The following is a 26,607-nucleotide window of genomic DNA, read 5'->3' on the forward strand; positions in this document are numbered from 1 at the left end:
TCCGGTTTCACGCCACCGGCTCCGGTTTCCAGGTCAGGTTCAGTTCGCGCGCCGCCTTCACATCGTCCAGGCGTTTGACGGGTAGCGTGTGGGGTGCGGAGGTGACGATTTCCGGATTATCCCGTGCCTCGTTACGGATGGCCGCCATCGCCGCGACAAAGGCATCCAGGGTTTCGCGGCTTTCCGTCTCGGTGGGTTCGATAAGGAAACACTCGGGCACCAGCAGCGGAAAATAGGCGGTCGGGGCGTGCTGCCCGTAGTCCAGCAGGCGCTTGGCAAAGTCCATGGCCGAAACGCCGTACGTCTTTGCCTCATGCTTCAGCGTAAGAACGAATTCGTGGGTCGCACGCCGATCCGGAAAGGGCATTTCGAAGCCTTCCGCCTGGAGACGAGCCATCAGGTAATTGGCATTGAGCGTTGCGAAGCCCGCCACCCGTTCCATGCCCTCGCGACCCAGCATGCGCGCATAGACATAGGCGCGCAGCAGCACACCGATATTGCCCATGAAGGCCGACAGCCGGCCGATGCTCTGCGGCCTTTCGGATTCGGTGACCCAGCGGTATTCGCGGCCATCGTGATCCACCATCGGCACCGGCAGGAAGGGCTCCAGCCGTTCGCTGACCACTACCGGGCCGGCACCGGGCCCGCCGCCGCCGTGAGGGGTCGAGAAAGTCTTGTGGACATTCAGATGCACCACATCGAAACCCATGTCGCCGGGCTTCACCTTGCCGAGAATGGCGTTGAGATTGGCACCATCGTAATAGAGCAGCCCTCCGGCCTCGTGAACGATCTTGGCAATCTCCAGGATACGCCGGTCGAAAACCCCCAGAGTGGAGGGATTGGTGAGCATGATGCCGGCGGTCTGTGGTCCGACCACCTCCCGCAGGGCCTCCACATCCACATCGCCGCTCGGGTCGGTGGGGATCTCGCGCACCTTGTAGCCGCACATGACGGCGGTAGCCGGATTGGTGCCGTGGGCGGCATCGGGGACCAGGATTTCACTGCGAGTCTCATCGCCGCGTGCGTCGTGCCAGGCGCGAATCATCGCCACCCCGGCAAACTCGCCCTGGGCGCCCGCCATCGGGGTCAGCGAGCAGGCGGCCATGCCGGTGACCTGCTTCAGCATCTCCTGCAATTCGAACAGGCAGGCCATCACTCCCTGCCCGTGACTGGAGGCCGGAGCGTGCGGGTGCCGCCCGAGGAAGCCGGGCAGCATCGCCTGGGCATTGGCCCCGCGCGGGTTGTATTTCATGGTGCAGGAACCCAGCGGATAGAACTGTGTATCGATGGAGAAGTTCTTCTGCGAAAGCCGCGTGTAGTGGCGCACCGCCTGCAGCTCAGAGACCTCCGGCAGGGTCGGGCGCCCCTTGCGCCGCAGGTGCGCGGGAATATCGTCCGCCGACGGTGCCTCCGCCGGTGCCTGGGCTCCGTTAAAACGGCCCGATTGGGACTGTTCGAATATCAGCATGTTGTCTCGGCTATCAGTAGCTAGTAGCTAGTGGCTAGTAGCGAGGGGGCGGACGTAGGGGGGGTTCCTAGCCACTCGTAACTCGCAACTCGCAACTCAAATCGTTCCCTCGGGGGGACGCAGTTTGGTGCAGGCGGGCCCGCGGTTGCGGTCCAGGATGCGCTCCAGATGGCGGCCATACTCTTCGATATCCGCTTCGCCGTGTTTCTCGGTGGCGCACACCAGGATGCAGTTTTCCAGTTCGGGGTAATCCTCCGCCAGCGGATAACCGGCCAGGACATCCTGGGCGCCGAGGGCGCGAATCACGGTATCCACCGGCACCGGCAGACGCAGCACGGTTTCGTGGAACACCGGCCCCTCGAACACCCGCTGCACGCCTTCTACCCTTGTCAGGCGCTCCACCAGTGCTCCGGTGTTGGCATGACAAGCGCCCGCCACCCGTTCGAGCCCTCGGGGACCGAGCAGGGCCATGTGAATAGTGGCAGCGGCGGCCAGCAGTCCCTGGTTGGTGCAGATGTTGGAGGTCGCCTTGGAGCGGCGGATGTGCTGCTCACGGGCCTGCAGGGTCAGCGTGAAACCGGGGCGTCCCTCGCTGTCCAGCGTCTTGCCGACCACCCGTCCGGGCATCTGCCGTACGTAAGCCTGCTTGCAGGCCATGAAGCCGAAGTAGGGACCACCCGAGGCGAGCGGCGCACCCAGCGGCTGACCCTCGCCGCAGGCGATATCGGCGCCCTTGGCACCCCATTCACCCGGCGGCTTGAGCAGCGCCAGGGCGACAGGGTTGACCACCGCGATGGCAAGTGCGCCATGGGCATGCGCCCAGTCCGTGAGCGCATCCACCTCTTCCAGTCGCCCGAAAAAGTTGGGCTGCGGGATCACCACAGCGGCCATCCCCTCCTCCAGCAAGGGCTCCAGAGACTCGACGGCGGTTATTCCCGACTCGGGTTCATAGGGGACCTCGACCAGTTCGATGCCCTGGTTTCGCACGAGGGTATGGACGGTCTGGCGATAGGCCGGGTGTACCGTGGCAGGTATCAAAATGCGCCGTGACTTGTCCTTGCGATTAGCCCGCACCGCCATCAAAACCGCTTCGGCGAGTGCCGACGCGCCGTCATAGAGCGATGCGTTGGAGACATCGAGACCATTGAGGCTGGCGATCATGGTCTGGTACTCATAGACCAGTTGCAGGGTGCCCTGGCTCGCCTCCGCCTGATAGGGCGTGTAGGCGGAATAGAACTCACCGCGGGTAACGATCTCCCAGACGGCCGCGGGAACGTGATGGTCGTAGGCGCCGGCGCCGATGAAACAGGCGGGCAGCCCATCCTCGGCGGCGCGCTCCTGCATCAGCCGCCCGATCTCCATCTCGTTCAGGCCGGCCGAGAGTTCATTCAGACCGTCGCTGCGCAGTTCCGCCGGGATCTCGTCAAAAAGGGCCTCGATAGTGTCGACGCCGACCGTCTCCAGCATGGCCTTCACATCAGCTTCGGTATGGGGAATAAACGGCATGTCAGTGCTCTTCTATCATCCCGTTATAGGCATCCGCATCGAGCAGTTCGGAGAGATCGCCCGATGGGCGCATGCGGAACAGCCAGCCCTCGCCGTACGGGTCCTGGTTCACCCGCTCGGGTGCATCCTCGAGTTGCTCATTGACCGCCGTGATCTCGCCATCCACCGGCGCGTAGATATCCGATGCGGCCTTTACCGACTCCACCACGGCACTGTCATCGCTGGCACCCACACTGCTGCCCACTTCAGGCAACTCGACGAACACCATGTCGCCCAGCAGCTCCTGGGCATGATCAGTGATGCCCACGGTTATCGTGCCATCCGCTTCGTTGCGGACCCATTCATGGGACTTGGTGTACTTCAGTTCGGTAGGCACATTGCTCATCGTTTTTCTCCCTGCCGGTTCAGTTCGGTTACGGACGGCGAACCCGGCGCACGACCAAGCGTGCCACCGTTCGCCCAATGCTTCAATTACGGCAACCACAGAGAACACAGAGCATACAAAGGTCTCTCTCTGTTTTTCTCCGTGGCCTCTGTGGTCAAACAGTCAAACCATTCAAACCGCCGCTTTACCACCGCGGACGAAGGGCGGCTTGACTACCCGGGCGGCCAGGCGCCGGCCGCGGATCTCGACCTCGACCCGCTCGATCACGCCGACCGGCATCCGGGCCAGAGCCACCGCAACGCCGAGGGTAGGAGCGAAGCTTCCGCTGGTGGTTTCACCTTCACCGAGCCCCTCGACATACACTTTTTGGTGCGGGCGCAGAACTCCCCTCTCTTCCAGGACCAGCCCCATCAGCTGCGCCGCCGGCCCCTCTTTGCGCTGCTGTTCGAGAACGCCGCGGCCGATGAAATCCCGATCCGCCGGCTCGAAGGCCACGGTCCAGGTTAGACCGGACTCCAGAGGCGATACGCCCTCGTCCATGTCCTGGCCATAGAGGTTCATGCCGGCTTCCAGGCGCAAGGTATCGCGGGCGCCGAGGCCGCAGGGGAGCACACCGACATCAGCGAGCCGGCGCCAGACCTCCTCGACCTGGTCGGCCGGCACCACCAGTTCATAGCCGTCCTCGCCGGTATAACCGGTGCGGGCGATAAAGATACCGTCGACCTCCGTGGCACTGAATCGCTTGAGCCCGCGCGCCGGTTCGGCGCATTCGCCCAACACGGTATGGACCCGCTCCCGCGCCTCGGGTCCCTGAACCGCGATCATGGCCAAATCGTCCCGCTCGACCACGTCGACGCCGTAGTCATCGACAAACCGGCGCAGCCAGCCGATATCCTTCTGCCGAGTGCCGGCGTTCACCACCAGGCGATACCACAGGTCGTCGAGATAGAAGACGATCAGGTCATCGATCACTCCGCCGTGTTCATTGAGCATGCAGGTATAAAGCGCCCTGCCCGGCGTGCCGTCGAGCCGGGCCACGTCGTTGGCCAGCAGGTAGCGCAGGTACTCCCGCGCCCGGGCACCCTCCACATCCACCACGCACATATGGGAGACGTCGAACATCCCCGCACTGCGGCGCACCGCGTGGTGCTCCTCGATCTGCGAACCGTAGTGGATCGGCATATCCCAGCCGGCAAAATCCACCATCTTGGCCCCCAGGGCCACATGCTGCTCGTAAAGCGGCGTCTTCTTACCCAAAGTTATCTCCCCAATTTTCGAAAACACCTGCCGCGATATTTCCTCTCCTGCGATCCGTTATTCCTCAGCGTGGTAGGAACTCCGAACCATCGCCCCCGCTTTCACCCAATCAAAGCCGAGATCCTTCGCCTCCGCCTCGTAGACGGCGAAGGTATCCGGGTGAACATACTCCCGGACCGGCAAATGGTAGCGCGTCGGGCGCAGGTACTGGCCGAGCGCAAGGCGCTGGACGCCGATAGCACGCAGGTCCCGCATCACCTCGAGGACCTCATCGAAGGTTTCGCCCAGGCCCAGCATGAGGGCCGACTTGGTCTGCACCCGCTCTTTCTTACCGGCTTGTTCCAGCAGCCGCAGGGAGCGTTCATATTTTGCCCCTTTGCGCACGCTCCGATAGAGCGAGGGGACCGTCTCGACATTGTGTCCCCACACCAGCCGGTCATCCGGTCCGAGGGCGGCCATGACCCGCTCGATAGCCGGCTCCTGGCAGCCCCGAAAGTCGGGAGTGAGGAGTTCCAGGCCGATTCCGGAACGCCGTGCCAGCAGCTCCCGGCAGGTATCGGCGAAGATACCGGCGCCGCCATCGTCCAGATCATCGCGGTTGACCGACGTGAGCACCACATAATCGAGTCCCAGACGCTGCACCGCTTCCGCCACCCGGGCCGGTTCGCCGGTATCCGTCAGCGGGGGGCGCCCGGTCTTCACCGCGCAAAACCCACAGGCGCGGGTACAGGTATCCCCCAGCAGCATGAAAGTCGCGGTGCCGCGACTCCAGCATTCGCCCTGGTTGGGGCAGCGGGCCTCTTCGCAGACGGTATGCAGCCCCGGCCCGTGCACGGCATCCGCCGTAGAACCGTACGCCCCGCCACCGAGAGACTGGCGAATCCAGGAGGGCATGCGCCCGGCATTGGGCGTAGCCGAGTGGTCAAACACCGGGATAACGGTTTCGCGTGGCATGGCCCCATATCCAATCGAAAAAACATTTACCACAGAGTTCACAGAGGCATGTTTGCGCAGGCGCCCGCCGGCACCCTCTGCCCGCTCTCATGGCCCAAACAATAAGGCTGCTCGGCATTCACCCACGAATTCTGCAAAGGACCCCCAACAAAAAAGGGGCGACAGAAAACGTATAGCGTTTTCTGTCGCCCCTCTGTCCTTTCACCTGAGAGTTTTCTCTCTCCGTCGGTGGGCTTTTGCCTCTCTCCAGAGTCGACCGATACCCCGCGGTCCTTCTGCCTGAGCGATTCCGGGCGGGTTGCGCCTTCGGCGGCGGCCATCGAGGCCGGGGCCTCTGCCGCGCTCTCCCGCGGGGAGCATGGGTCGAACGGGGACTATACCGTTTCACTCAGGCTTTGAAAAGAAAGCTCTGCCGATGGCGGAAGTAGAACATATCGGGCCAGGGCTCCTCTTGATGCACTTGCCCCTGCTGTCATTACGAGGAGCCCCAGCGACGAAGTAATCTCCTGCTCCCAAACCCTAGATTGCCGCGTCGCTGGGGCCCCTCGCAATGACGGCTAACAGTTCACCGTTCATTCGGGGGACGGCTAACAGTTCATCGTTCATTCGGGGGACGGCTAACAGTTCATCGTTGATTCGGGGCCACACAGCGCGGGTACCGCTCGCAATGGCCAAATGCTCCTCACTGACCCGGCGCTCTTGATCGGGAAGTGATACAGGTAGTGCTCCCCTGCCACCGGTCAGTCTGGTCCTATTTCCGCCAGAAAGCCGGCGTCAACAGCACGAAGATCGTGAAGATCTCAAGTCGACCCATAATCATCACCAGCGCCAAAAGCCCTTTGGAGAGGTCGTCGACCCCGCTGAAGTTGGCAGCGACTTCCCCCAATCCCGGCCCGAGATTATTGATGCAGGTAGCGACCGCGCCGAAAGCGGTCACCTGGTCCATTCCTCTTGCCATCATCAGTAGCATCGTCACTGCAAAAACGCCCACGTAAACGGCAAAAAAACCCCAAATCGACTGAACGATTCGCGCGGGCACCACCCTTCTATTCAGCTTCAAGGGACGCACCAGGTTCGGGTGGATGAGCTGCTGGATCTCCAATGACGCCTGTTTGGTAATCACGACGAAGCGAATCACTTTCATCCCCCCGGCCGTAGAGCCGGCGCAGCCCCCCATGAAGCTGATGAAGATCAGCAACACCGGCAGCATCAGCGGCCAGACCGAGAAGTCATCGATCCCGTAACCGGTGCTGGTGATGACCGAGGCAGTCTCGAAAACGGCGAGGCGCAGGGCTGACGAAAAAGTTTCGGCATAGCCGGTAGCGTCGAGGACCCAGGCTACCAGGAGCGTAACGACCACCACCGTCAGCAGGAAGACACGCACCTCAACGCTGCGCCAGTAGTGATCCAGACGCAGTTGCCGCCAAGCCAGAAAGTGAATATTGAAGCTGATCGCGCCCAATAGCATGAACACCACGGCAATTAATTCAATCGTGACACTGTCAAAGTACGACAGACTGGCATCGTGGGTGGAGAAACCGCCCGTGGAGACGGTTGTGAGAGCGTGGGCGATGGCATCGAACAGCGACATCCCGGCCACCCAGTACAAGAGAGCGCAGGCTACGGTCATCGCCAGATAGAGCCGCCACAGAGTACGGGACGTATGGGTGATACGGGGGGTCAGTTTCTCGTCCTTCATCGGGCCCGGTGTCTCCGCCTTGAACAGCTGCATGCCTCCAACACCGAGCATCGGCAACAACGCTATCGCCGAGACGATCACGCCGATCCCACCGAGCCACTGGAGCTCCTGTCGGTAAAACAGAATCGAAGGGGGCAACTGATCGAGACCGGTGATGACAGTGGCGCCGGTGGTAGTGAAGGCTGATGCCGCTTCAAAAAAGGCATCCGCGATATCCATACCCAGCCCAAAGATGAACGGCAGACTCGAGAGCAGGCTCATCGCAATCCAGAGTGTCGCCACGATGACGAACCCGTCCCGCGTACGGACCCGCTCCCGGCGTCTTAGCAGCGGCAGCCAAAGCAGAGCTCCGGTGGAAGCGGTGATGAACAGGGTGGTGGCAAAATGGAGGAACTCGCCATCTGTATACAAAAGGGAGATTAGCAGTGGCGGAACCAAAGCGCCGCTGAACAGGAACAGCAGGATACCCAGGGTACGGACAATGAGAAGAGCGTTCATCGGAAATTCAGAAGACTCGGAGTCCCCTATTTTCCGATTCAGGGTTCGACTATACAGCTAAAAAAAGCGTCAAATTTTTATGCGTTTTTTATGTCGCGGTGTCTAAAATGACCGACCGCTATGCCTGAGACAACAACACGCAGTCCATATTCGACTGAATTGCCCCCCGTCCGCCCCGGGCTGCGCGCCTACTTGTGGGCAGCCTTTGGCGTTGCGGGTGCAATGGTGTGCGCCTTTTTGCTCCACCGATTCGTACCCCATGCCAACCTCTCGCTGGTGTTTCTCACCGGTGTCCTGATCATCGCCGCCAAATGGGGATTGGGACCCTCGTTATTTGCAGGGGTGGCCAGTTTTCTGGCGTTCAACTTCTTCTTTACTACGCCCTTCTACACCTTTGCGGTCAATCATGACGGTGACGTCGCAACGCTGCTGCTATTCCTGATTACCGCCGCGCTGACGGGACAGCTTGCAGCCAGAATGCATGATGAGATTGCAAAGAAACAGGCCGGTATCCGGCGGATCACCGCGCTCTACGGATTTGCAAAACGAATGACCGCAGCCCCGGATGCCAATAGTGTCTTAAAGGAGCTGACACGGCACCTCTATCACTTCCTGGAATCACCCGTGGCAGTACTGCTTCCGGATACCGAAGGCAAACTGAAGGTAAGCGGTGGCTGGCCCTCGCTAAATGGCATTCCGCTTCCGCTCGACAGACTCGAGGCTGCCTGGAAGGTTGATGCTTCGCCGCCTGCCTGCCGGGGGGTGTCGTTTTTGACACTGGGAACCGCACGCGGTCCTGTCGGGCTTGTAGCTGTCCAACGGGAGCCGTTGACCAGTGAGGAGGAAGATCAGGCACGAGCGCTTTGCGATCAGGCAGCTATTGCTATCGAACGCACCGGCCTGGTTACGGACCTGGAGGAGGCGAGATTGATATCGGAAACAGAGCAGTTGCGTTCCGCCTTGCTCTCCTCGGTTTCCCATGACCTCCGTACACCGCTTTCGTCGATTATCGGCTCCAGTAGCACGCTTCTGGAATACAGCTCAAAAATTGCCGCCGGGGATCAGCGGGATTTATTGAACAACATCCTGGGAGAGGCCGAGCGGCTCAATCGATATATTCAGAACCTGTTGGACATGACCCGCCTGGGTCATGGTGGGCTCGAACTACGGCGGGACTGGGTGAGCGTGGAAGATATCATCGCGGCGGCCCTGAAGCGTATGGAAGGTGCGCTGTCCGGTTTTCGGGTCGCTTTGGCCGTTGATTCGGATCTGCCTCTGCTTCACGTCCATGGTGCTTTCGTAGAGCAGGCACTGGTCAACATCCTGGATAACGCAATCCACTTCTCTCCTGAGAACGGCCCCATCACAATCGCCGCTTCGGTGGCGGGGGAGAAACTGCACATTGACACGATCGATGATGGACCCGGGATTCCAGAGGCGGAGCGGGAAATGATATTCGATATGTTCTATAGCGTGACCGGCAGTGATCGTCATCCCCGCGGAACGGGTCTCGGGTTGGCGATTTGCAGAGGCTTGATTGGTGCGCACGGCGGTGAGGTGGAGGCCATGGCCGGCGCGGATGGCCATGGCACCCTCATGCGCATAACCCTCCCTCTAGCCCATACGGATGAATCGTGACGGAGAGCTCGGGAACCATCCTGATCGTCGAGGACGACGCTCCAATTCGGAAGTTTTTGCGCATCAGTCTGGAGGCACACGGTTTTCGCGTGCTGGAGGCGCGACTCGGTCGCGATGGGCTTGAGCTTTGTGCCGAGGAGCACCCTGATGTAGTGATTCTGGACCTTGGCCTCCCCGATATGGATGGCCAGGAGTTCATTCCGGAAGTGAGAGGCTGGTCTTCGGTACCGATTATAGTTTTGTCCGTACGCTCCGACGAGACAGAAAAAGTGACTGCGCTCGATGCAGGGGCCGATGATTACGTAACCAAACCTTTCGGTATCTCGGAATTGATGGCTCGCATTCGAACTGCGCAACGGAACCGGAAGCCATCCGTCGAAACGGCCCGAATAAAGGCCGGGCGGCTTGAGGTGGACCTTACACGCCATGAAGTCTGGTTGGGAGGGGAGCCTGTTCACTTATCGAAGAAAGAGTACGAATTACTAAAGCTGTTTATCAATAATCCGGATCGGGTTCTCACACACCGACAGATCTTGCGCGACGTCTGGGGACCAAACCACGTCCGCGATACCCACTACCTCCGGGTTCTCGTAGGGCACCTGCGCCAGCGACTCGGCGATATCCCCTCCAACCCACGATATATCACTACGGTTCAGGGAGTTGGCTATCGCTTTATAAGAGAGCCGGAAACGGAGTGAAGCCGTAAGATTGCCTGAAAAATGGAGGAAGAGTGGATCCCGAAAGTGGATCGTAGGGAGTCGTGGCCGGACCTGCGCGGTCCGGCCAAAGTCCTTGGGACTGGTTAGCGGGATGCCTACCCTTCGTACCGAAGCACGATGCCCGCCAGCGGCGGCAATGTCAGCGAAAGGGAGTGAGCGCGATTCATCCAGGGGAGTTCGTCGGCCACGAGAGGCTCCGAGCCGTTGCCGAGATTGCTGCCCCCGTAGTGCATCGAGTCGGAGTTCAGTACCTCGCGATAGCTCCCCGGCAGGGGCACGCCGATACGATAGCCGTGGCGGGGAACCGGCGTAAGGTTGAGCACCACGACGGTCAATTCGTTGCCGTCACCCTTGCGCAAAAAGCTGATCACCGACTGCTCGGAGTCACTGCAGTCAAGCCACTCGAAACCCTGCCAGTCGAACTCATGGCGGTGGAGTGCACCGCTATCCCGATAGAGTCGGTTCAGATCCCGGACCAGACGCTGCATTCCCTGGTGCAGCGGGTAATCGAGCACGTACCAGTCCAGCACTCCGGCGCTGTTCCACTCCAACCCCTGGGCAAACTCGGTACCCATGAACAGCACCTTCTTGCCCGGGTGGGTGAACTGATACGTATAGAGTGCGCGCAGGTTGGCGTGTTGCTGCCACTCGTCTCCCGGCATCTTGTGGAGCATGGACTGCTTGCCGTGCACCACCTCGTCGTGGGAAAACGGCAGCATGAAGTTTTCGGTGAAGGCATAGAGCATGCTGAACGTCAGCATGCCGTGGTGATACTGGCGGTGAATCGGCTCCTGGGCCATGTAGCTGAGCGTGTCGTTCATCCAGCCCATGTTCCACTTCATGTCGAAACCCAGCCCGCCAAGATAGGTGGGCCGGCTCACCTGGGGCCAGGAGGTGGACTCCTCGGCGGCGGTGAGCGCTCCGGGGCATTCGTCGTGAACAACTACATTCAACTCCTGCAGGAAGTCGATGGCCTCCAGATTCTCGCGCCCGCCGTACTGATTCGGCACCCAATCCCCCTCCTCGCGGGAGTAATCGAGATAGAGCATCGAGGCCACCGCATCGACCCGCAGACCGTCCACGTGCATTTCTGTCAGCCAGTACACGGCGCTGGAGAGCAGAAAGTTTCTCACCTCGTTGCGGCCGTAATTGAAGATCAGCGTATCCCAATCCCTGTGCTCACCCCGGCGCGGGTCGTCGTGTTCGTACAGTGGAGAGCCATCAAAACGGGCCAGACCGTGCGCATCCCGTGGAAAGTGGGCCGGCACCCAGTCCAGCAGCACGCCGATACCGTTGCGATGGCAGCAGTCCACAAAATAGCGGAAGTCATCCGGGGTGCCGAAGCGACTGGTGGGAGCGAAATACCCCGTGGTCTGATAGCCCCACGACAGGTCGAAGGGGTGCTCCGTGATCGGCAGCAACTCGACATGGGTGAATCCCATATCCGTTACATACTCCACCATACGGTGCGCCAACTCCCGAAAACCGAGGAATTCACCCTCCATGTCCCGCTGCCAGGAGCCCAGGTGCACCTCGTATACGGACATCGGCTGGTGCTGCCAGTCGGCTTCTGCCCTGGCCGCGAGATACTCCGCGTCGCTCCATTCGAAGTGACTGGTGCCGGCGATCACGGATGCGGTACAGGGCCGCAACTCATGACGCTGTGCATAGGGGTCTGCTTTCAGGAACACCTGGCCGCTGTGGCGATTGCGGATTTCGTACTTGTAGACGTGCTGCGATTCCAGGTCCGGAATGAACAATTCCCAGACGCCACTGCCGCCGCGCACCCGCATCGGATGGCGGCGGCCGTCCCATTGGTTGAAATCCCCGACAACGCTTACACGTTCGGCATTCGGTGCCCAGACGGCAAACCGTACACCTGCCACTCCATCCGCCTCGTGCTCATGACTCCCCAGAAACCGATAGGCGTGGCGGTGGCGACCCTCGCCAAAATAGTAGAGGTCAAGGTCTCCCACCTGGGGCTCAAAGGTGTAGGGATCCCGGGCGATATGCTCGCGGTGACCCTCATCCCGCCAGATCAGGCTGTAGTGCTTCGGCAGGGGGGCACCGTCACCGGACCATTCGAAAAGGTCCGTGTTCGGCACACGGGTCATGGGCAGGTCCCCTTCGGCGATACGGACCTCCTGAGCCCGGGGCACATAGGCGCGCACCAACGCCTGGTCACCATCCCAATGGCATCCCAGAACGGCAAAGGGATCGTGGTGTGTCGCTTCGATAATACGGCCCAATTCGGCGTCGAGGTGCTTCGTCATGGCTTATCCCTGTCGATATTAATGTTTGATTGTTGGAGCGCCGGCACGACGGCAGAATCTTCGCCTGTTTCAGCGGATGCCGTGTGGGCTATCACTCAGAGTAGACGCTCGTTGCAAAAACGCACTCCTCGCTCAACAGCCTGCTAAATCGTGAGGCCCATTTCGTCCCGAAACCAATGGGTGATGTGTCGCCATTTCCGGGAGCGTTGCTCCTCATCGGCACTTTCGACCAGGAAATGATACAAGCGGCCGCCGAAGCGCCGGCCCATGGTGTCGTCAATCTCCGGAGCGAGATTCCCCAGGCGCCGTGAAGCTTTGCGGAGCCGCTCATCGATTGCCACTTCGGAAAACGGAACGATAACCCCGAGATAGCCCGTAGTCTGGAACCGCTGTGACTCGCTCAGGAAAGATGCGAAATCCGGCCACGGAAGCCGGTACTCGGGATCCCGGAACCAGTACGACCGACCGCACTCCGCCTCCGTCACCAGAAGGCCCTCGCCGCGGATCGCCTCTGCTTCATCGCATAAGGCTTCCCATAGCTGTTCGAAATAGGAGCGGTCGTGGTGGTGTCCTTCACAGGAGGCGGTAGTGCGCAGCCCCCGTGCGTGAAGCAGGAAGCAAAGCTCGCGCAGTTCCGAATCGAGCCGTTCGTAGAAGAGCGGTTTCGGGGCACAGCGCTCGACCTTTCCCGGGCGATGATAGTAGCGCCTGGCCGGTCCGTAGAACCACTGCCGCAGCGGCCACTGTCGCTGAGGGATAACAGCTGCGCTCAATCCGGTAACCTGCATGCTCCATCGGGACGCGCCCGCGCACCGCCAGTAATGCGCGGAACCGCCCTTCGACTCCCTGCAAAAAGACTTGCGATCAGGATAGGCGAGGCTTGCGATGCCGGGGGTACTCATCGACCGGAGGGTCGGACGCGCTATACAGCGTCGCCTGCACCCTCTTGCCGGCCATCGGCTTTGAAGGCTTCATGAAAAGTGACGGTGCCCTGCGGAATGTGGCCGTCGAAAGAGAGAGCAAAGAAGAACTCCTGGGGCACTCCCTCAAGCACCAGCCCCGGCAGATTCCTGAACCCGAATTTTTTGTAGTAATCCGGATGTCCGACAAGACAGACTCCTCGGGCATTGAGGCTCTTCAGTCGTGACAAACCCTCCTCGATTAGCGCCCTGCCAATACCCTGCCGCTGGTATTCCGGCACCACCGAGAGAGGTCCAAGCCCGTACCAGTCCCCGGTACCATCTGAAATGGTGACCGGAGAGAAGGCGATATGCCCCACCACCCGGCCATCAAACTCCGCGATCAGCGATACGGTCAGCGCCCCGGCTGCACGTAACGCCTCGATGATGAACTGCTCGGTGTGATTACTGATCTCCAGGGTCTTGAATGCAGAGACGGTTACGTCCCGTATCGCCTCAACATCAGCGTCAGTCTCGCACCGGATAACGATCTTTGGATTCATGAGATTCCCGGCTCTTCTCAGCGATGCGCTTTAACAGGCTGTTGAAAAACTCCCTCTCCCTGAGGGAGAGGGCCGGGGTGAGGGGGCTCCCTCAGGGAGAAGGGACAAAAACCTTTTTCAATAGCCTGTTAACGCGTCGGATGCACTCCGTTGTTGGGCTCCTCAAACTGCATTGTCTCCACACCATCCAGATTCATGTTCCGCCGAGCGCACCAAAGATCATACTGGTCCTGCATCGCCAGCCAGCTTTCCGGCGAACGCCCCAGCGTCTTCGAAAGACGCAATGCCATTTCCGGGCTCACAGCGCTACGTCCTTGAAGGATTCGCGCGACCGTCGAAGGCGATACGTTGAGCTTCGCCGCGAGATGGCGAGCACTCAGGCCGAAGGGCTCAAGATACACCTCACGGATAAACTCGCCTGGATGGGGGGGGTTGTGCATGGCCATCAGTGGTAGTCCTCGTAATCCAAAACATACGCGTTGCCGTCACGGAATTCGAAAGTCAATCGCCAGTTACCGTTAACCCAGATCGACCACCTGCCGCGCTCGTGCCCCTTCAGCCGGTGCAGCCGAAGCCCCGGGATGTTCATGTCCTCGATGACAATCGCGGTATCGAGCGCCGCCAACTGCATCCTGAGCCGGGATGCGTGCTGTGGCTGGATCCCGGCAACGCTCCCGGACTCATAGAAGCGCATAAGCCCCTTGTGGCGGAACGACTTGATCATGACCAAACCATAGCACGTTGCGCATCACGCAACAAACTTTCCCGGTTTTTTATCCCTCTTCCGGACGAAAACTCCGCCTTTCCCTTTTTCCCCTTGGATCGGCTTCGGGGCGGTTTCCACCGGCTGGGGAGCACGAGACTTTTTATCCGCCGCTGCTCTCCGATCGAATCCACATTACGGGAAGCGACTAAGTTTTCCGGAGAAGTGGGACTACTTGCGTCCCCGACAGTGCAAAGGAGCCGTGAAAGGCCGTTACGAATCATGAATGCACCATGAGCCTTGGCTGAGCGCTCACGCACCATCGTTCGCAGGGAGGGGGATCCGTTGGAGTCGATAATACGACTGGTGGGGCCGAACCAGGCCGTGGAGTTCCTGGGAGTCAGGCTGGTAGGCATCAATGCCGAGAACGGTATCAAGCTTATCGTCAGTGTGATCCTGGTCTTTCTGGTGCTGCTGCTGGGCAAGTTCCTCCGGGGCTTGGCCCACCGGGCATTCCGGGATCGCCACAAAGAGCGGCTGGAGTTCTGGGCCATCCAGACGATCGGCCTCTCTTCAGCGATCCTGCTGTTGGTAGTCCTGGTCTCGATATGGTTTGACGACCCTTCCCGGCTGGCCACCGCTCTTGGTCTGATTACCGCCGGCCTGGCCTTTGCCCTGCAGCGCGTTGTGACTGCCATCGCGGGTTATTTCATCATCCTCAGAGGCAAGGTTTTCAACGTAGGGGACCGTATCGTAATGGGCGGCGTACGGGGAGACGTCATTAGCCTTCGCATCACCCAGACAACCATCATGGAGATGGGCCAACCGCCCGCGGTCCAGGCTGCGGCTCCTGCGGTCTGGATACACAGTCGCCAATACACCGGACGCGTGGTCACAGTCAGTAATGCACGCATTCTGGATGAGCCGGTGTACAACTATACCCGCGACTTTCCTTATATCTGGGAGGAGATGAGCCTGCCGATACGCTACGAGAGCGACCGCGAGCGTGCCGAGACGATCCTGCTGGAAGCTGCCCGCCGACACACCATTGCGATTGGAAGCCTGAGCAAAGAAGCACTGGATGAGATGCGGAGGTGGTACTTCTTCAAGCCCACCGAAGTCTGGCCCCTCGTCTACTACCGACTGACGGACAACTGGCTGGAGCTCACGGTCCGCTTTATCGTGGAGGACCACAATATCCGGGAGGTCAAGGATGCCATCACTCGAGATGTCTTACGGGAGCTGGAGCACTCCGGGATACCGATCGCTTCCCAAACGATGGACATCGTCGGTCTACCGCCCCTCCATCTCCATTCAAAGGGACCGCTGGGGTCGCAGGACTATCCTTGAATGACCATGGGAACGTCACAACTCCATTCCTGGCTGCTGCTGGGATTCGGCATAGGGCTGGTGTTCGGGATCCGTTGGCTCGCTTTACGTGTTGTTATGCTGATGGCTTCGGGCTGGCGCCCGGTCCTCGGGAAACTGACTCCACACTGGCGCCGCACCCGTCCTCTGCGAGCCTGGGTGGAAACGCGTATCCCCCGTACCTATTCATTCGCACGAAACCGCTTTCAACCACGGCCCTTTACCGGATTGCCGCTGACGCTACTCACCGGCGCCCTCGCTTACGTGTTCCTGCTCATGGGGGGACTGATTGAGGAGTTGCTTGAGGCGACGGAACTCCATGCGTTTGACCAAGGATTCAATGCAGTACTTCAGCCCCTGCGTACACCGCTACTGGTCGGCCTGTTTGCCTGGCTGACGGATCTGGGGGGAAGCGCCGTACTTGTGGGGGTAACATTCGTCTCGACCGGTTTTCTGTGGGCCGACCGCCGCTCGCAATTCATTTTGCCGCTGTGGGTGGCCGTGGCCGGATCCCAACTCACCACATGGCTCGGCAAATTCGCCTTCAACCGCGATCGACCCGAGTTTGAAACCTTTGTGACCGCCCCCTACGCCTCCTTTCCCAGCGGACACGCAACCGCAGCGATGGCGGTTTACGGCTTCATCGCCTATGCACTGGTCCGGGACCTGTCCGGGTCCCGGACCAGAGAGCGGTTCGAAGTCATCTTCTGGAGCTTGGTGATCATCGGGACAACAGGCTTCAGCCGGGTTTATCTCGGTGTCCATTATGCCAGTGATGTGGCAATGGGATTTCTGGTCGGACTGTTCTGGCTTTTAGTGGCCTTTACCCTCACCGAATATCAACGTGCCAACCGCAACTGAATCACGACCCACCATCACCTGCGTTCCCTGCGCGCACGATGCATGATGCCGTAGAACGTCAGCACCAATCCGGTTAGCGCGAAGGGAACTCGCCGCGTGGAGCGGCTCATCCCGTAAAGGGCAAGCGCGCTCCCGCCGACGAAGGGAGCCAAGCTCTTGATCCCGGGGCGGTGCTTTTCAGGAACTGTCCGCTCATCCATGCTGCAGCCTCCGTTTGCGCCTCCGGATTAGGCACCGCTCTGCATCGATTGAGCCATATCCAGGTGCTTCTCCAATACAGGGGCAATCTCCGCGGCCAAATGCTTCAACTCGTCATTGCCACCATGCTCGGACTCCCGGTGATAGAGGCTGACATCCTTTTTATGCTCCTGAAGGATTGTCGACACAAAGTGCCGGTCGAACTGATCCCCCTTGTATTTCGACATCTTATCGACCAGATTCTTCTGCGATTCAGACAGCTGTTTCGGCAGTTTGATGCCGATCTGTTTGGCAACTTCTTCGAGCCGCTGTTTTGCCAGAGAATGATCGTCCAGCATGACATTGGCGAAATCCTTTAATCGGTCGGAATGTGCCTTCTTCTGGGCCAGTTTTGCCATCTTTATCTCCACCAGCCCATCCTGCGCTGCCTTGGTCACGAACTCCTGATCGAGTTTCGACAGATTAGCCATGAGCCTCTCCTTACTGTGCCGTTGGTTTCTACCCATCAGACTACAAACACCCGGTCGATCGATAAACTGTGGTGATTACAGAGGCTAAAGGGCCTTCGGCATCGCCCACTCCGCACTATTCCTATTGCAGTTTCGCCGTAGTCGTATCTCTCGATGCCCTTGTTCCTGTGTGCGAGTTCATTCCCTAGAAGAGAAAAAACGACACAGAAGCTAAAGCGTGGCGATTAGCTCTTGGGTCACTATATTTCTCGTCGTTCTAACGCCTCGGCTGGGAAAAGGGGACAGTGGTTCCGCGTCTCCGTCAAAAACCGGTGTCTTCCTCAATTTTATTTCTCTATCGAACGGAAACTCCCTCGTCCCCTTCACGTACCCACTTCGATTTCTGGGCCGCCCTTCTTACGAGCGTCACATCCAGAGTGGAAAGTGACTACGACCCCATTATTTTGTGCTCCATGCAAGAAATGCAACAGGAACGACCTGACCCTTCTGCCGGGGACTCAGAGCAACGGCTTGGACCTCATCGTTCGGACAGCGCCAGTTGAGTACCCAAACCCGCAAACGCCGCCGCGAATCCGGTGCGCAGCCAACCCTGAACTCGCGGCGATTCGATTACCAGTTTGCGGAACGCATAAGCCACTAATCCGTACACAACAAAGATTGAAAAAGTCATGGCCATGAATACGGCGCTCAAAACGAGAAACTGTGCCAGTGGTGCGACTGAACCGGGCTTGATGAACTGGGGCAAGAAGGCCAGAAAGAAGATCGTGAGCTTCGGATTCAGGAGATTCAGCAGAATCGCTCTGCCTATCAGGTAGAACGATGCTGTACGCGAAGGCACATGTTCGACCGTGAAGACTGAACAATCACGCCAGGTGGCATACGCCAAATAGAACAGATAGGCGACACCGGCATACTTGAGCAGTTGGAAAGCTAGTGCGCTGGTGTGCATGACAACGGCCAGACCAAGGTATGTAGCCACCAAATGTGGGAGGATGCCTAACGTGCATCCTAGCGCAGCAATCACGCTGGCAGATCTGCCCTGAACCAGACCAGTAGAGACGGTGAACAGCACGCCCGCTCCTGGGATCAGCACGACGACCAGAGAAGTGATGAGATATTCAGATGAGATCACGCAAGAGGCTCCTGTGAAATACGTTGCATGAGGCCCAACGTTTGGTCATGGGCAATTAGGGTCAGGGCTTTCATCTTGCCATTCAAGAGGAAAGACCTGAACCAGTTTATTTCAATCGTCCTCGATAAAAAACGCCCCCCCACCAAAGGCAAGGGTGCTGTTTTCTTCTACCGCGCCCTTCCCATCAGCAGCAAATCCACCGGCGTACTACCCGGACACCCACTCCAAGCCTTCTTACACTGGGTGTCCATGTAGTTGCTGTCTTTTTTTATTTGGTTGCGTCTCGTTAAAAAACATGTTCTAAATATGCGATTGGTCAAAAAAAAAAAGGGGGAAGGGAACCAATGTTTGGACTTTTCAAGAAGAACGAGCCGACCGAGCCGGATGCAGAGGCATCCTCCAGCGAGGCGTTCCCGACGGCACCGGGAACGGAGATCCGCTACAGCCCCGAGCTGGTGGAGAAGCTCAAGGAGGATCACAAGGATCTGATTGAACTTTATGGACAGATCGCCGAGGAGTTTGCCCAGGCCGACTATAAGGCCGTGTCGCAGTCACTGGCTCGATTTCGTGGCCTGCTGCAGGGGCACCTGTTGACCGAGAATGTCCGTCTCTATATCTATCTCGATCGCCAGTTCGCTCACGACGACACCAAGTCCGAACTGATCCGCAAATTCCGCCGGGAGATGGACGGTATCGGCCGGGCGGCAACCAATTTTCTGCGCAAGTACGAGGCGATCGGCGTCAATACCGAACTTGCCGATGCCTTCAAGCGTGACTTCAACGAAGTGGGGCAGGTACTGGTCCAGCGCATCGAGCGGGAGGAATCCACCCTCTATCCGCTCTACATGCCTACCTACTGAGCACGAACAACGCCCGCTCTCGTGTGCCTGTCCGGTTCCTTCGGTGCCGGGCAGGTGTTCCATCTCCTGTTTCGTCCTCCAGATCGGCCACCGCGTGCTAATGGGTGTCCCCGGAAACGGACGGAAACGGAAACGCTCCCCCCAATTAACGTGGCTATCAATAAATTTGAGGGGTCCTTGAGGTTAGCGGAAACATGGCACCGCCCCTTTTCGGCGGTGCACCATTCAACATCACCGATTATACCGGCCACCGTTGCAGTGCCCGTTCTATCCGCAACCCAAACTGCTCCACCTGTGCCTGTGTGAGCTGCTCACTCTTGTACAGCGACAGAAGGTCCAGGCGACACTGTGGCGCGCAGGTGCCGGCGATGGCTGTCTTGAGCACGCGCTTGACAGGCTGCCGTAGCACAAACCGGTCGACCCACCATGGCGAGCCAAGCGACGTCACGGCAAGGAGATGGCGGAGGTTCGTGAGCCTGGGTTTGATGGGACCATACTGATCAGCATGGTCATACACCACGCCCGGCGCCCAGACCCGATCAAACCAACCCTTGAGGATGGCAGGAAAGCCAAACCACCAAGTGGGAAACACCAGAACGATCGCTTCTGCCGCCAGCAGCCTCTCAATCTGCGGCCTAACCTGCTGCGCCGCGTAGGGCCCGGCGTAATAGCTGTCTCGCTCCGCTTCCGTCAGCGAAGCAGCAAAGCCCTCTGCGTAGAGATCTTCCGCCTCGACCACATGACCGGCATCGCGAAGCACACCCATGGCCCGATCAGCAAGACACGAGCATAGGCTTTCTGAAAGAGGATGCGCTTTTACAACAAGGCATTTCATTTGGTGTTGGTTTCTTGTCCTATTTTCGGGCGCTAACGCTAAATAGCTGTTCCGAAATGGTCTCCACGTGGTCCCTTCTCCCTCTCAAGGAGAAGGTTAGGATGAGGGGGAGTGATGGGCACCATTTCGGAACAGCTATTTAGCAGTAACCGGCGCCGCTACTGAACATCCCGCGTAGCGCCGCGATGCTTTCCGGTGTCCGGTTTACTGCGTTGTTGGGCGTACCCGCAGGGCGAGCCAGGAAGCCTCTCCAGGATTGCACCTCGAAGCTGTATGGCCTCTTCCTCTCTGGCAGAAGCACTTACGAGCCGCCCCGAATCTATGCGCTCCCTAATGATCGCATTGGACAGAATGGATTCTCCGGCAACCACGATCACATACTTTCCAATGTTCATTTCAGTGAAAGTGGCAAACGCCTTGGAAGCATGGCTGGACAACTGCACCGTCGTCCGGTAATCCCCTTCTGCCCTTTGCAGTTCGACTGACTGGACATCCCCTCGGCAGAGCCTATAAACGATTGGCTCATCTACCAATGCGTTTACGCCACGGGCCACTGAGAGCAATCCGCCGGCAATCGCAAGGAGGCTTCTAAACCGCATCATCCTTCTGGCCCAGCCAGCGCTCAGCCGAGGATCGCCGCGTTGCGGCCTGACGTCGGCTGGAACAGACTATTCGGCTAATATGCTTTCTGTTCAATCGTTTTCCTAGCTTCAGGATAACAGACTTCAACAATGTTCTTGCTCGGCGTTCGAAAGAGGATCGTTCTTCCGCCTCTTTGCTCCCTGGGGCCGGCTATGACTGGCAAATCAGATTCGTTAATCTTCTTCACCCAACCATCAAACTCCGACTCAGGCACACTGAACGCGAGGTGCGCCATTGTGAATACTGAACCATCGTAATCAGGATTCTCTATCAGCCCAATCACCGGCCCCTCTTTCGAACCGACATACGCCTGCCGGGGAGACTCCCATTTTTGAAGGATTTCCAGCCCGAGAAAGTCGACGAAAAACTGGACCTCCTTTTCCAGGGAAACGGCATTAAGCGCCACATGATCGATATTCAACGTCATTCCTCTGCTGCCGAACGCCTCGGCTAACCCGCGCCGCCACAGCCCCCGCCGCGGAGCGCCGCGTGGGTTCCCGGTGCCGGATTTTGGCCCATTGTTAGCCATCGTCCCGATTTTTGATCATCGGCTGGTATGCCTCCTGAATTCGCTTCGTCGCCTGCGCCAACGGTCCCATACCCATCTCTTCCCGCAACTTGTCTACTTTTCCGGGATCGGCCATTGGCAATGGATAGGCCACTCCGTTCTCGTCAAAATCGTGCTGGGTACCGTATACCTGAGGCTTCCCTGCCATGGTCAACGTCCTATCTTGCAGGTACGCCAAGCACCAACCCTCGGCCTCACCTGTCGCAACCGCCACCTTCAACAAAGGCAATGCACCTTCCATGAACTCTTGATCTAGAACACCATGCTGAACCACCAGCCATGCCGCCTTGGCGCCCTCCTGGCCAACGAGGCTTCTCCCTGGCCAGCCATGTTCCGCAATGATCTCCTTAATGCGCGCGATATGCCTTTCATGCAGCCACTTGAGGCGAGGATGATATTCCTCTTCCCGCAATTCCCCAGCATCCATGAGCTCCCGCATAAGTCGCTGATCGTCTTTCTGCATTGACAGCAGTTCTTGACGCAACTCGTCGCTCATACCGACTTGCCTCGCGTGGCTACGCTTCATTCAGCCGACGCGTCAGCCGTCGGCTGCAATGGGTTGTTGGGCGTTGTCTCTGCAATGAATATAACGGAGGCAGGCATATGGGTCTTTGGATGGATGGGTTCACTTATCTCAAGTAGCCGAAATCCGCTATTCAAGAACAGTGTCACCCAACTGCCCAATGTCCTGAAATACCATGGGGCAGGATCTGTGAAATCAGGGCTAAACCCGTCCCATGAGCCTTCTCGCCAACCATCCTGATACGGGGAGTCGCCACACGAAACCATCGGATGGAGCGTTTGTACGATGAAGGCTCCGTTCGGCGCCAAGAGCGATGGCACCGCCTTAAACAGCGTCTCGACCGATTCCTTACCAAGAAGAGAGAAATTACAGACGACAACGTCGGATAAACTATCAAGCGCACCCTTGGCAATTTCATCGTAAGAAGCCACATAGAAACTGCCACCTCCTGCGTCCTGAGCACGTTCGATGAGACCGGGAATGACATCTGCCCCGGACACATGCGCCACCTTGTCAGCCAGCTCGCGGACAAGCCATCCCTCCCCGCAGCCAACGTCAAGAACAGATTGGGGTGAACGCTTTAGAATAGCTTCAACGATCGCGTTGTTTGTTACCAACCGACGGCTCTCAATTTTCCCTTTGCGGACAACCTCGCTCCACTGGGGCGCATTCTTAGACCACGAGTCAAATATCTTTTCATCACTGAACGGGTCCATACCGCTCTGTCCTTCTACTGACCAATGATACCGGTAACCCGCGCGGCCCCTATGCCGGCCGCGGAGCACTGGCTTGCCTTCCGGCGTCGGGTTCACCGGCTTGTTCGGCCCGCATTGAAAGGGGACGGAGGAATTAACTGCTCCTTTTCGGATAGCGTCCTAGAGGTCGCAATAGCAAGACGATCAGACGAAAACTCCTCCGCCCCCTTTTCGCCCCATAGCCGCTTCATAGCGTTTGGGCAGGGGCGAAAGCGAACGGGTATGCATGAATTCCGGGGACCAGCAGCGGCTTGGACCTCATCGTTCGGACAGCGCCAGTTGAGTACCCAAACCCGCAAACGCCGCTGCGAATCCGGTGCGCAGCCAACCCTGAACTCGCGGCGATTCGATTACCAGTTTGCGGAACGCATAAGCCACTAATCCGTACACAACAAAGATCGAAAAAGTCATGGCCATGAATACGGCGCTCAAAACGAGAAACTGTGCCAGTGGTGCGACTGAACCGGGCTCGATGAACTGGGGCAAGAAGGCCAGAAAGAAGATCGTGAGCTTCGGATTCAGGAGATTCAGCAGAATCGCTCTGCCTATCAGGTAGAACGATGCTGTACGCGAAGGCACATGTTCGACCGTGAAGACTGAACAATCACGCCAAGTGGCATACGCCAAATAGAACAGATAGGCGACACCGGCATACTTGAGCAGTTGGAAAGCTAGTGCGCTGGTGTGCATGACAACGGCCAGACCAAGGTATGTAGCCACCAAATGTGGAAGGATGCCTAAAGTGCATCCTAGCGCAGCAATCACGCTGGCAGATCTGCCCTGAACCAGACCAGTAGAGACGGTAAACAGCACGCCCGCTCCTGGGATCAGCACGACTACCAGAGAAGTGATGAGATATTCAGATGAGATCACGCAAGAGGCTCCTGTGAAATACGTTGCATGAGGCCCAACGTTTGGTCATGGGCAATTAGGGCCAGGCTTTTTATCTTGCCATTCAAGAGAGGGCGTTCAGAATTCTGTGTCAGCCTAAGCGGTTAGATTTCCAGCACGCCATCTAACCGGCCGTCAAAGTAAATCGCCAGTTGGGAGAGGGTCAAGTTCCAGTTCTGAATCGGCATGGTCCATTTCTTCGAGGCATTCTGAATTCCGACATAGAGTAATTTCAGCAGGCTGCTCTCATTGGGGAAGGCCCCCTTGGTTTTGGTCAGCTTGCGAAACTGCCGATGCACCGCCTCAATGGCGTTGGTGGTGTAGATGACCCGTCGGATGTCGGCCGGGTATTTAAAGTAGACCGACAGGTTCTCCCACTTGCTGCGCCAGGACTTAAGGACAATCGGGTACTGCTGGCCCCAACGCGCCTCCAGCTCATCGAGCGCCGTTTCAGCAGCGCCCTTGTTGGCTGCCCGGTAAACCGGCTTCAAATCGGCCATGAAGGCTTTCTGGTGCTTCGAGGCGACGTACTTCATGGAGTTGCGGATTTGGTGGATGATGCACAGCTGGACTTCGGTCTTGGGGAAGACTGAATTGATGGCCTCCGGGAAACCCTTGAGTCCGTCAACGGCGGCGATGAGGATATCTTCCACTCCGCGGTTTTGCAGGTCGGTGATTACTGAGAGCCAGAAGTTGGCCCCTTCGGTCTCAGACAGGTAGAGGCCGAGGATTTCCTTCTTCCCCTCCAGCGTCAGCCCCAAGACCGTGTAGACCGCCTTCTGGACATAGCGCCCCTCTTCCTTGACCTTGTAGTGGATGGCATCGAGCCAGACGAAGGGGTAGTGGCTCTGAAGCGGGCGGTTGCGCCACTGCTCTAGCTCCGGCAAGAGCTTGTCGGTGACCGCACTGATAGTGGCATTGGAAAGGCTCAGGCCGTACAGGTCGGCAATGTGCCCAGCGATGTCCTGATAGCTATTGCCCAGGGCGAACAGCGACAGGACCTTGCGCTCAATTTCGTCGGTCAGGTGGGTCTGGTGCTTCTTGACCAGTTTTGGCTCGAAAGTGCCTCTGCGGTCCCGAGGCGTTTCCAGTTCGAAGCTGCCAGTGGATGACTTGACGGTTTTCTTGCTGCTGCCGTTCTTGCGATTAGGGGGCTCTTCCTGCTCAAGGTGGGCCTCCAACTCGGCCTTGAGCGCGGCCTCGGTCAGCTGCTTGATAAGCGGGGTGAGGATACCGTCTTTGCCGGTCAGGTCCTGACCGTTGCGCAGGGCCGCAAGGGCCTCTTCAAAATCGAACTCTTTGGACATGTGTCATTCCTTTTTTTAGTCATACTACTGAAATGACACAGAATTTCTAACGCTCCCATTCAAGAAGAAAGACCTGACCCCGTTTGTTTCTCGGGTAGCGTATGCGGTAAATTACTTCACTCCCTTTTTGCCGAATGCGGCTTCGGTCACGTCCAAAATGCCCGACTCCAAAACCTAGTCTTCTTTACCCTTGAGAGAAAGATCCAGGTACGCATTCAATTCCTTGTTTTCCGCCTCAATTAATGCATCAAACTCGTCTTCGGTCAGATACGTTTGCGGCATGAAGTACTTGCTCTCTTTGTACAATTCGCATCGAGTGGGCTTTTCCGGATCGCGGTTGATGAATGTTGAGAGCAGCTGTTTTTTGACGTTGAAGTCATGGGATATCTTGTTGGTGACGTTCTTGTGGACGATCACCGCGCTATCCGGATAGTCGAACAACTTAACTTTCCGCAAGTCTCGTTTGGCCAACTCGCGAATTTCCTGCGCGTGCTGCTGATCCATGGGCATTTCCTCTTCAACGGTTATTCGATTGCCTTGGGCTACGAAACGAAGCGCCTTCACGGTCAGTAGACCGACTTTCTCAAGCAGCCGACCGGGAGCGCACAACTTGTCGACAAAATCATCCATGCCGACCATAAGGCATTTGGCTTCAAAATCAGGATTCGCTGAGTGCCCGAGGATAGGGAAGTACTTGCTCTCCCTCCGAATGATCCTCGTGGCATCTATGCCGTTCATTACCGGCATTTCCACATCCATCAAACAGAGGTCGTATTTGCCTGGATTGTTTCTCACGAATTCGACAGCCTCCATTCCATTCGCTGCCATATCATACCGATAGCCCCAACCATCCATTAGCCGGCTATTCAGATACCGATTCAGTTCATCGTCTTCCGCGATCAGTATATTCATCCCGTTCCCCTTCGTAGCCACTCCTTTAGGAAGGATTCTACGTGGACAGCTATGGAAATAGAAACCACTCGAGCAATTCGAACGGGACTACTACGAGCGTCACACCCAGAGGAAAAGGTTACTATGACCCCATTATTCCAGTTTCGAATGGTGCACGCCGATGTGTCTGCCAGGTCAATTCCTCGGTCGCCCTTCTTACAAGCGTTATACCCAGCGGAAACCTTCTTACGAGCGTTATACCAAGCGGAAACAGTTACTACGACCCCATTATTCTTCCGCCCCGGCTCAGCTTCGATGGGGCACGCCGAAGTGTCTACCAAGTCAATTCCTCGCCCGCCCTCCTTACGAGCATCATACCCAGTGAAAAAGTTACTACGACCCTGAAGGATCCCCACGAATTTCACGAAGACACGGCTAATTCTGGACCCCGGAAGATTGTCCTGATTTGTCGTAGCTTTGTAGTTGTCATCTGAATGTCGCCCCGCGAGATCACTCGCAGCCCCAGGAAGACGCAGGACAGGACGGCTCGGGAACGGATGGTATTGGCTTGGTAGCCTCGGTCAATTCCCTCAGACCGAGCAGCCTTCCCGAACAACCAAGCGACAAAAACGGCCAGCGCATTGACTAGTAGTAGAACCGAATAGCGCTCTGTCGAGCGTGAGCGGGCGCGCTCTAGACCGAAGCCGTAGTACTCGCTCTTGGTATCGCGAAAGTTCTCCTCAA

The 26,607-nt window shown here is 58.1% G+C and carries 26 protein-coding genes, 1 pseudogene and 2 riboswitches; of the genes and pseudogenes, 5 read left to right on the top strand and 22 right to left on the bottom strand.

Annotated features, from left to right (window positions below):
* Positions 1-7 precede the first annotated feature (7 nt).
* The 6 genes from gcvPB to BLP65_RS08445 all read right to left on the bottom strand — a co-directional run bounded on the left by gcvPB (position 8) and on the right by BLP65_RS08445 (position 7,767).
* Positions 8-1,468 carry an aminomethyl-transferring glycine dehydrogenase subunit GcvPB gene (gene gcvPB / locus BLP65_RS08420; protein ID WP_092995342.1) on the bottom strand — a complete coding sequence of 487 codons (1,461 nt, stop codon included), beginning with the start codon at positions 1,466-1,468 and terminating at the stop codon, positions 8-10.
* Positions 1,469-1,564: 96 nt separating this feature from the next.
* Entirely contained in the window at positions 1,565-2,974 is a 1,410-nt protein-coding gene (gene gcvPA / locus BLP65_RS08425; RefSeq protein WP_092995345.1) for an aminomethyl-transferring glycine dehydrogenase subunit GcvPA, read from the bottom strand.
* Position 2,975: 1 nt separating this feature from the next.
* Complete coding sequence (gene gcvH / locus BLP65_RS08430; protein WP_092995347.1) at positions 2,976-3,359, bottom strand: glycine cleavage system protein GcvH; 384 nt, start codon at positions 3,357-3,359, stop codon at positions 2,976-2,978.
* A 171-nt stretch (positions 3,360-3,530) separates the two neighbouring features.
* Entirely contained in the window at positions 3,531-4,616 is a 1,086-nt protein-coding gene (gene gcvT / locus BLP65_RS08435) for a glycine cleavage system aminomethyltransferase GcvT (protein ID WP_092995350.1), read from the bottom strand.
* 57 nt (positions 4,617-4,673) lie between these two features.
* Positions 4,674-5,570 carry a lipoyl synthase gene (gene lipA, locus BLP65_RS08440; protein ID WP_092995353.1) on the bottom strand — a complete coding sequence of 299 codons (897 nt, stop codon included), beginning with the start codon at positions 5,568-5,570 and terminating at the stop codon, positions 4,674-4,676.
* Positions 5,571-5,753: 183 nt separating this feature from the next.
* Positions 5,754-5,827, bottom strand: a riboswitch (glycine riboswitch).
* Positions 5,828-5,930: riboswitch (glycine riboswitch) on the bottom strand.
* 391 nt (positions 5,931-6,321) lie between these two features.
* Positions 6,322-7,767 carry a TrkH family potassium uptake protein gene (locus tag BLP65_RS08445; protein WP_092995356.1) on the bottom strand — a complete coding sequence of 482 codons (1,446 nt, stop codon included), beginning with the start codon at positions 7,765-7,767 and terminating at the stop codon, positions 6,322-6,324.
* A 120-nt stretch (positions 7,768-7,887) separates the two neighbouring features.
* On the opposite strand from BLP65_RS08445, the gene BLP65_RS08450 reads away from it, so the two are divergent.
* Both BLP65_RS08450 and BLP65_RS08455 read left to right on the top strand, forming a co-directional pair.
* Positions 7,888-9,405 (top strand): DUF4118 domain-containing protein, encoded by a 1,518-nt coding sequence (locus BLP65_RS08450; protein ID WP_092995359.1) that lies wholly within the window; start codon positions 7,888-7,890, stop codon positions 9,403-9,405.
* Positions 9,402-10,103, top strand: a complete 702-nt coding sequence (locus tag BLP65_RS08455; RefSeq protein ID WP_092995362.1) for a response regulator — start codon at positions 9,402-9,404, stop codon at positions 10,101-10,103. Before BLP65_RS08450 ends, BLP65_RS08455 begins: the two co-directional genes overlap by 4 nt.
* A gap of 116 nt (positions 10,104-10,219) precedes the next feature.
* Here BLP65_RS08455 and glgB read toward each other — a convergent pair whose 3' ends face one another.
* The 5 genes from glgB to BLP65_RS08480 form a co-directional block, all read right to left on the bottom strand.
* The gene (glgB, locus tag BLP65_RS08460) at positions 10,220-12,397 is read right to left on the bottom strand and encodes a 1,4-alpha-glucan branching protein GlgB (protein ID WP_092995365.1); all 2,178 of its coding nucleotides are present in this window, start codon (positions 12,395-12,397) and stop codon (positions 10,220-10,222) included.
* A gap of 143 nt (positions 12,398-12,540) precedes the next feature.
* Positions 12,541-13,170: a hypothetical protein gene (locus BLP65_RS08465; RefSeq protein WP_139181460.1), complete on the bottom strand. Its 630-nt coding sequence runs from the start codon at positions 13,168-13,170 to the stop codon at positions 12,541-12,543.
* A 149-nt stretch (positions 13,171-13,319) separates the two neighbouring features.
* A complete protein-coding gene (locus BLP65_RS08470) occupies positions 13,320-13,859 on the bottom strand; it encodes a GNAT family N-acetyltransferase (protein ID WP_092995370.1) in 540 nt (179 codons plus the stop codon).
* A gap of 128 nt (positions 13,860-13,987) precedes the next feature.
* Positions 13,988-14,305, bottom strand: coding sequence for a HigA family addiction module antitoxin (locus tag BLP65_RS08475; protein ID WP_092995373.1), 318 nt, complete (start codon positions 14,303-14,305; stop codon positions 13,988-13,990).
* On the bottom strand, positions 14,305-14,583 hold the full coding sequence (locus BLP65_RS08480) for a type II toxin-antitoxin system RelE/ParE family toxin (protein ID WP_092995376.1): 279 nt from the start codon (positions 14,581-14,583) through the stop codon (positions 14,305-14,307). Before BLP65_RS08480 ends, BLP65_RS08475 begins: the two co-directional genes overlap by 1 nt.
* Before the next feature lie 324 nt (positions 14,584-14,907).
* On the opposite strand from BLP65_RS08480, the gene BLP65_RS08485 reads away from it, so the two are divergent.
* Positions 14,908-15,912 carry a mechanosensitive ion channel family protein gene (locus BLP65_RS08485; RefSeq protein WP_217631936.1) on the top strand — a complete coding sequence of 335 codons (1,005 nt, stop codon included), beginning with the start codon at positions 14,908-14,910 and terminating at the stop codon, positions 15,910-15,912.
* On the top strand, positions 15,913-16,791 hold the full coding sequence (locus BLP65_RS08490) for a phosphatase PAP2 family protein (RefSeq protein WP_092995378.1): 879 nt from the start codon (positions 15,913-15,915) through the stop codon (positions 16,789-16,791).
* Between the two features lie 227 nt (positions 16,792-17,018).
* On the opposite strand, the gene BLP65_RS08500 is transcribed toward BLP65_RS08490, so the two are convergent.
* Positions 17,019-17,459 carry a DUF4142 domain-containing protein gene (locus tag BLP65_RS08500; RefSeq protein WP_175452495.1) on the bottom strand — a complete coding sequence of 147 codons (441 nt, stop codon included), beginning with the start codon at positions 17,457-17,459 and terminating at the stop codon, positions 17,019-17,021.
* Between the two features lie 517 nt (positions 17,460-17,976).
* Positions 17,977-18,591, bottom strand: coding sequence for a LysE family translocator (locus BLP65_RS08505; RefSeq protein ID WP_092995386.1), 615 nt, complete (start codon positions 18,589-18,591; stop codon positions 17,977-17,979).
* A gap of 344 nt (positions 18,592-18,935) precedes the next feature.
* On the opposite strand from BLP65_RS08505, the gene BLP65_RS08515 reads away from it, so the two are divergent.
* A complete protein-coding gene (locus tag BLP65_RS08515) occupies positions 18,936-19,451 on the top strand; it encodes a hemerythrin domain-containing protein (RefSeq protein WP_092995392.1) in 516 nt (171 codons plus the stop codon).
* Between the two features lie 238 nt (positions 19,452-19,689).
* Here the strand turns inward: BLP65_RS08515 and BLP65_RS08520 are convergent, their stop codons facing one another.
* The 9 genes and pseudogenes from BLP65_RS08520 to BLP65_RS17080 all read right to left on the bottom strand — a co-directional run.
* The gene (locus BLP65_RS08520) at positions 19,690-20,286 is read right to left on the bottom strand and encodes an NAD(P)H-dependent oxidoreductase (RefSeq protein WP_092995395.1); all 597 of its coding nucleotides are present in this window, start codon (positions 20,284-20,286) and stop codon (positions 19,690-19,692) included.
* A gap of 158 nt (positions 20,287-20,444) precedes the next feature.
* A complete protein-coding gene (locus BLP65_RS17400; RefSeq protein WP_399351495.1) occupies positions 20,445-20,888 on the bottom strand; it encodes a SecDF P1 head subdomain-containing protein in 444 nt (147 codons plus the stop codon).
* 74 nt (positions 20,889-20,962) lie between these two features.
* Complete coding sequence (locus tag BLP65_RS08530; RefSeq protein WP_175452496.1) at positions 20,963-21,349, bottom strand: VOC family protein; 387 nt, start codon at positions 21,347-21,349, stop codon at positions 20,963-20,965.
* A gap of 100 nt (positions 21,350-21,449) precedes the next feature.
* Positions 21,450-21,992: a DUF6624 domain-containing protein gene (locus BLP65_RS08535; protein WP_092995404.1), complete on the bottom strand. Its 543-nt coding sequence runs from the start codon at positions 21,990-21,992 to the stop codon at positions 21,450-21,452.
* Positions 21,993-22,018: 26 nt separating this feature from the next.
* A complete protein-coding gene (locus BLP65_RS08540) occupies positions 22,019-22,735 on the bottom strand; it encodes a class I SAM-dependent methyltransferase (RefSeq protein ID WP_092995407.1) in 717 nt (238 codons plus the stop codon).
* A 297-nt stretch (positions 22,736-23,032) separates the two neighbouring features.
* Entirely contained in the window at positions 23,033-23,647 is a 615-nt protein-coding gene (locus tag BLP65_RS08545) for a LysE family translocator (RefSeq protein WP_092995410.1), read from the bottom strand.
* A gap of 122 nt (positions 23,648-23,769) precedes the next feature.
* A complete protein-coding gene (locus BLP65_RS08550; RefSeq protein WP_092995413.1) occupies positions 23,770-24,972 on the bottom strand; it encodes an IS256 family transposase in 1,203 nt (400 codons plus the stop codon).
* A gap of 174 nt (positions 24,973-25,146) precedes the next feature.
* Positions 25,147-25,884, bottom strand: a complete 738-nt coding sequence (locus BLP65_RS08555) for a response regulator (protein ID WP_092995416.1) — start codon at positions 25,882-25,884, stop codon at positions 25,147-25,149.
* A 400-nt stretch (positions 25,885-26,284) separates the two neighbouring features.
* Positions 26,285-26,607 (bottom strand): annotated as a pseudogene (locus BLP65_RS17080) (IS4 family transposase); the annotation flags it as partial.

It is taken from the genome of Thiohalomonas denitrificans, assembly GCF_900102855.1.
Classification (GTDB): domain Bacteria; phylum Pseudomonadota; class Gammaproteobacteria; order Thiohalomonadales; family Thiohalomonadaceae; genus Thiohalomonas; species Thiohalomonas denitrificans.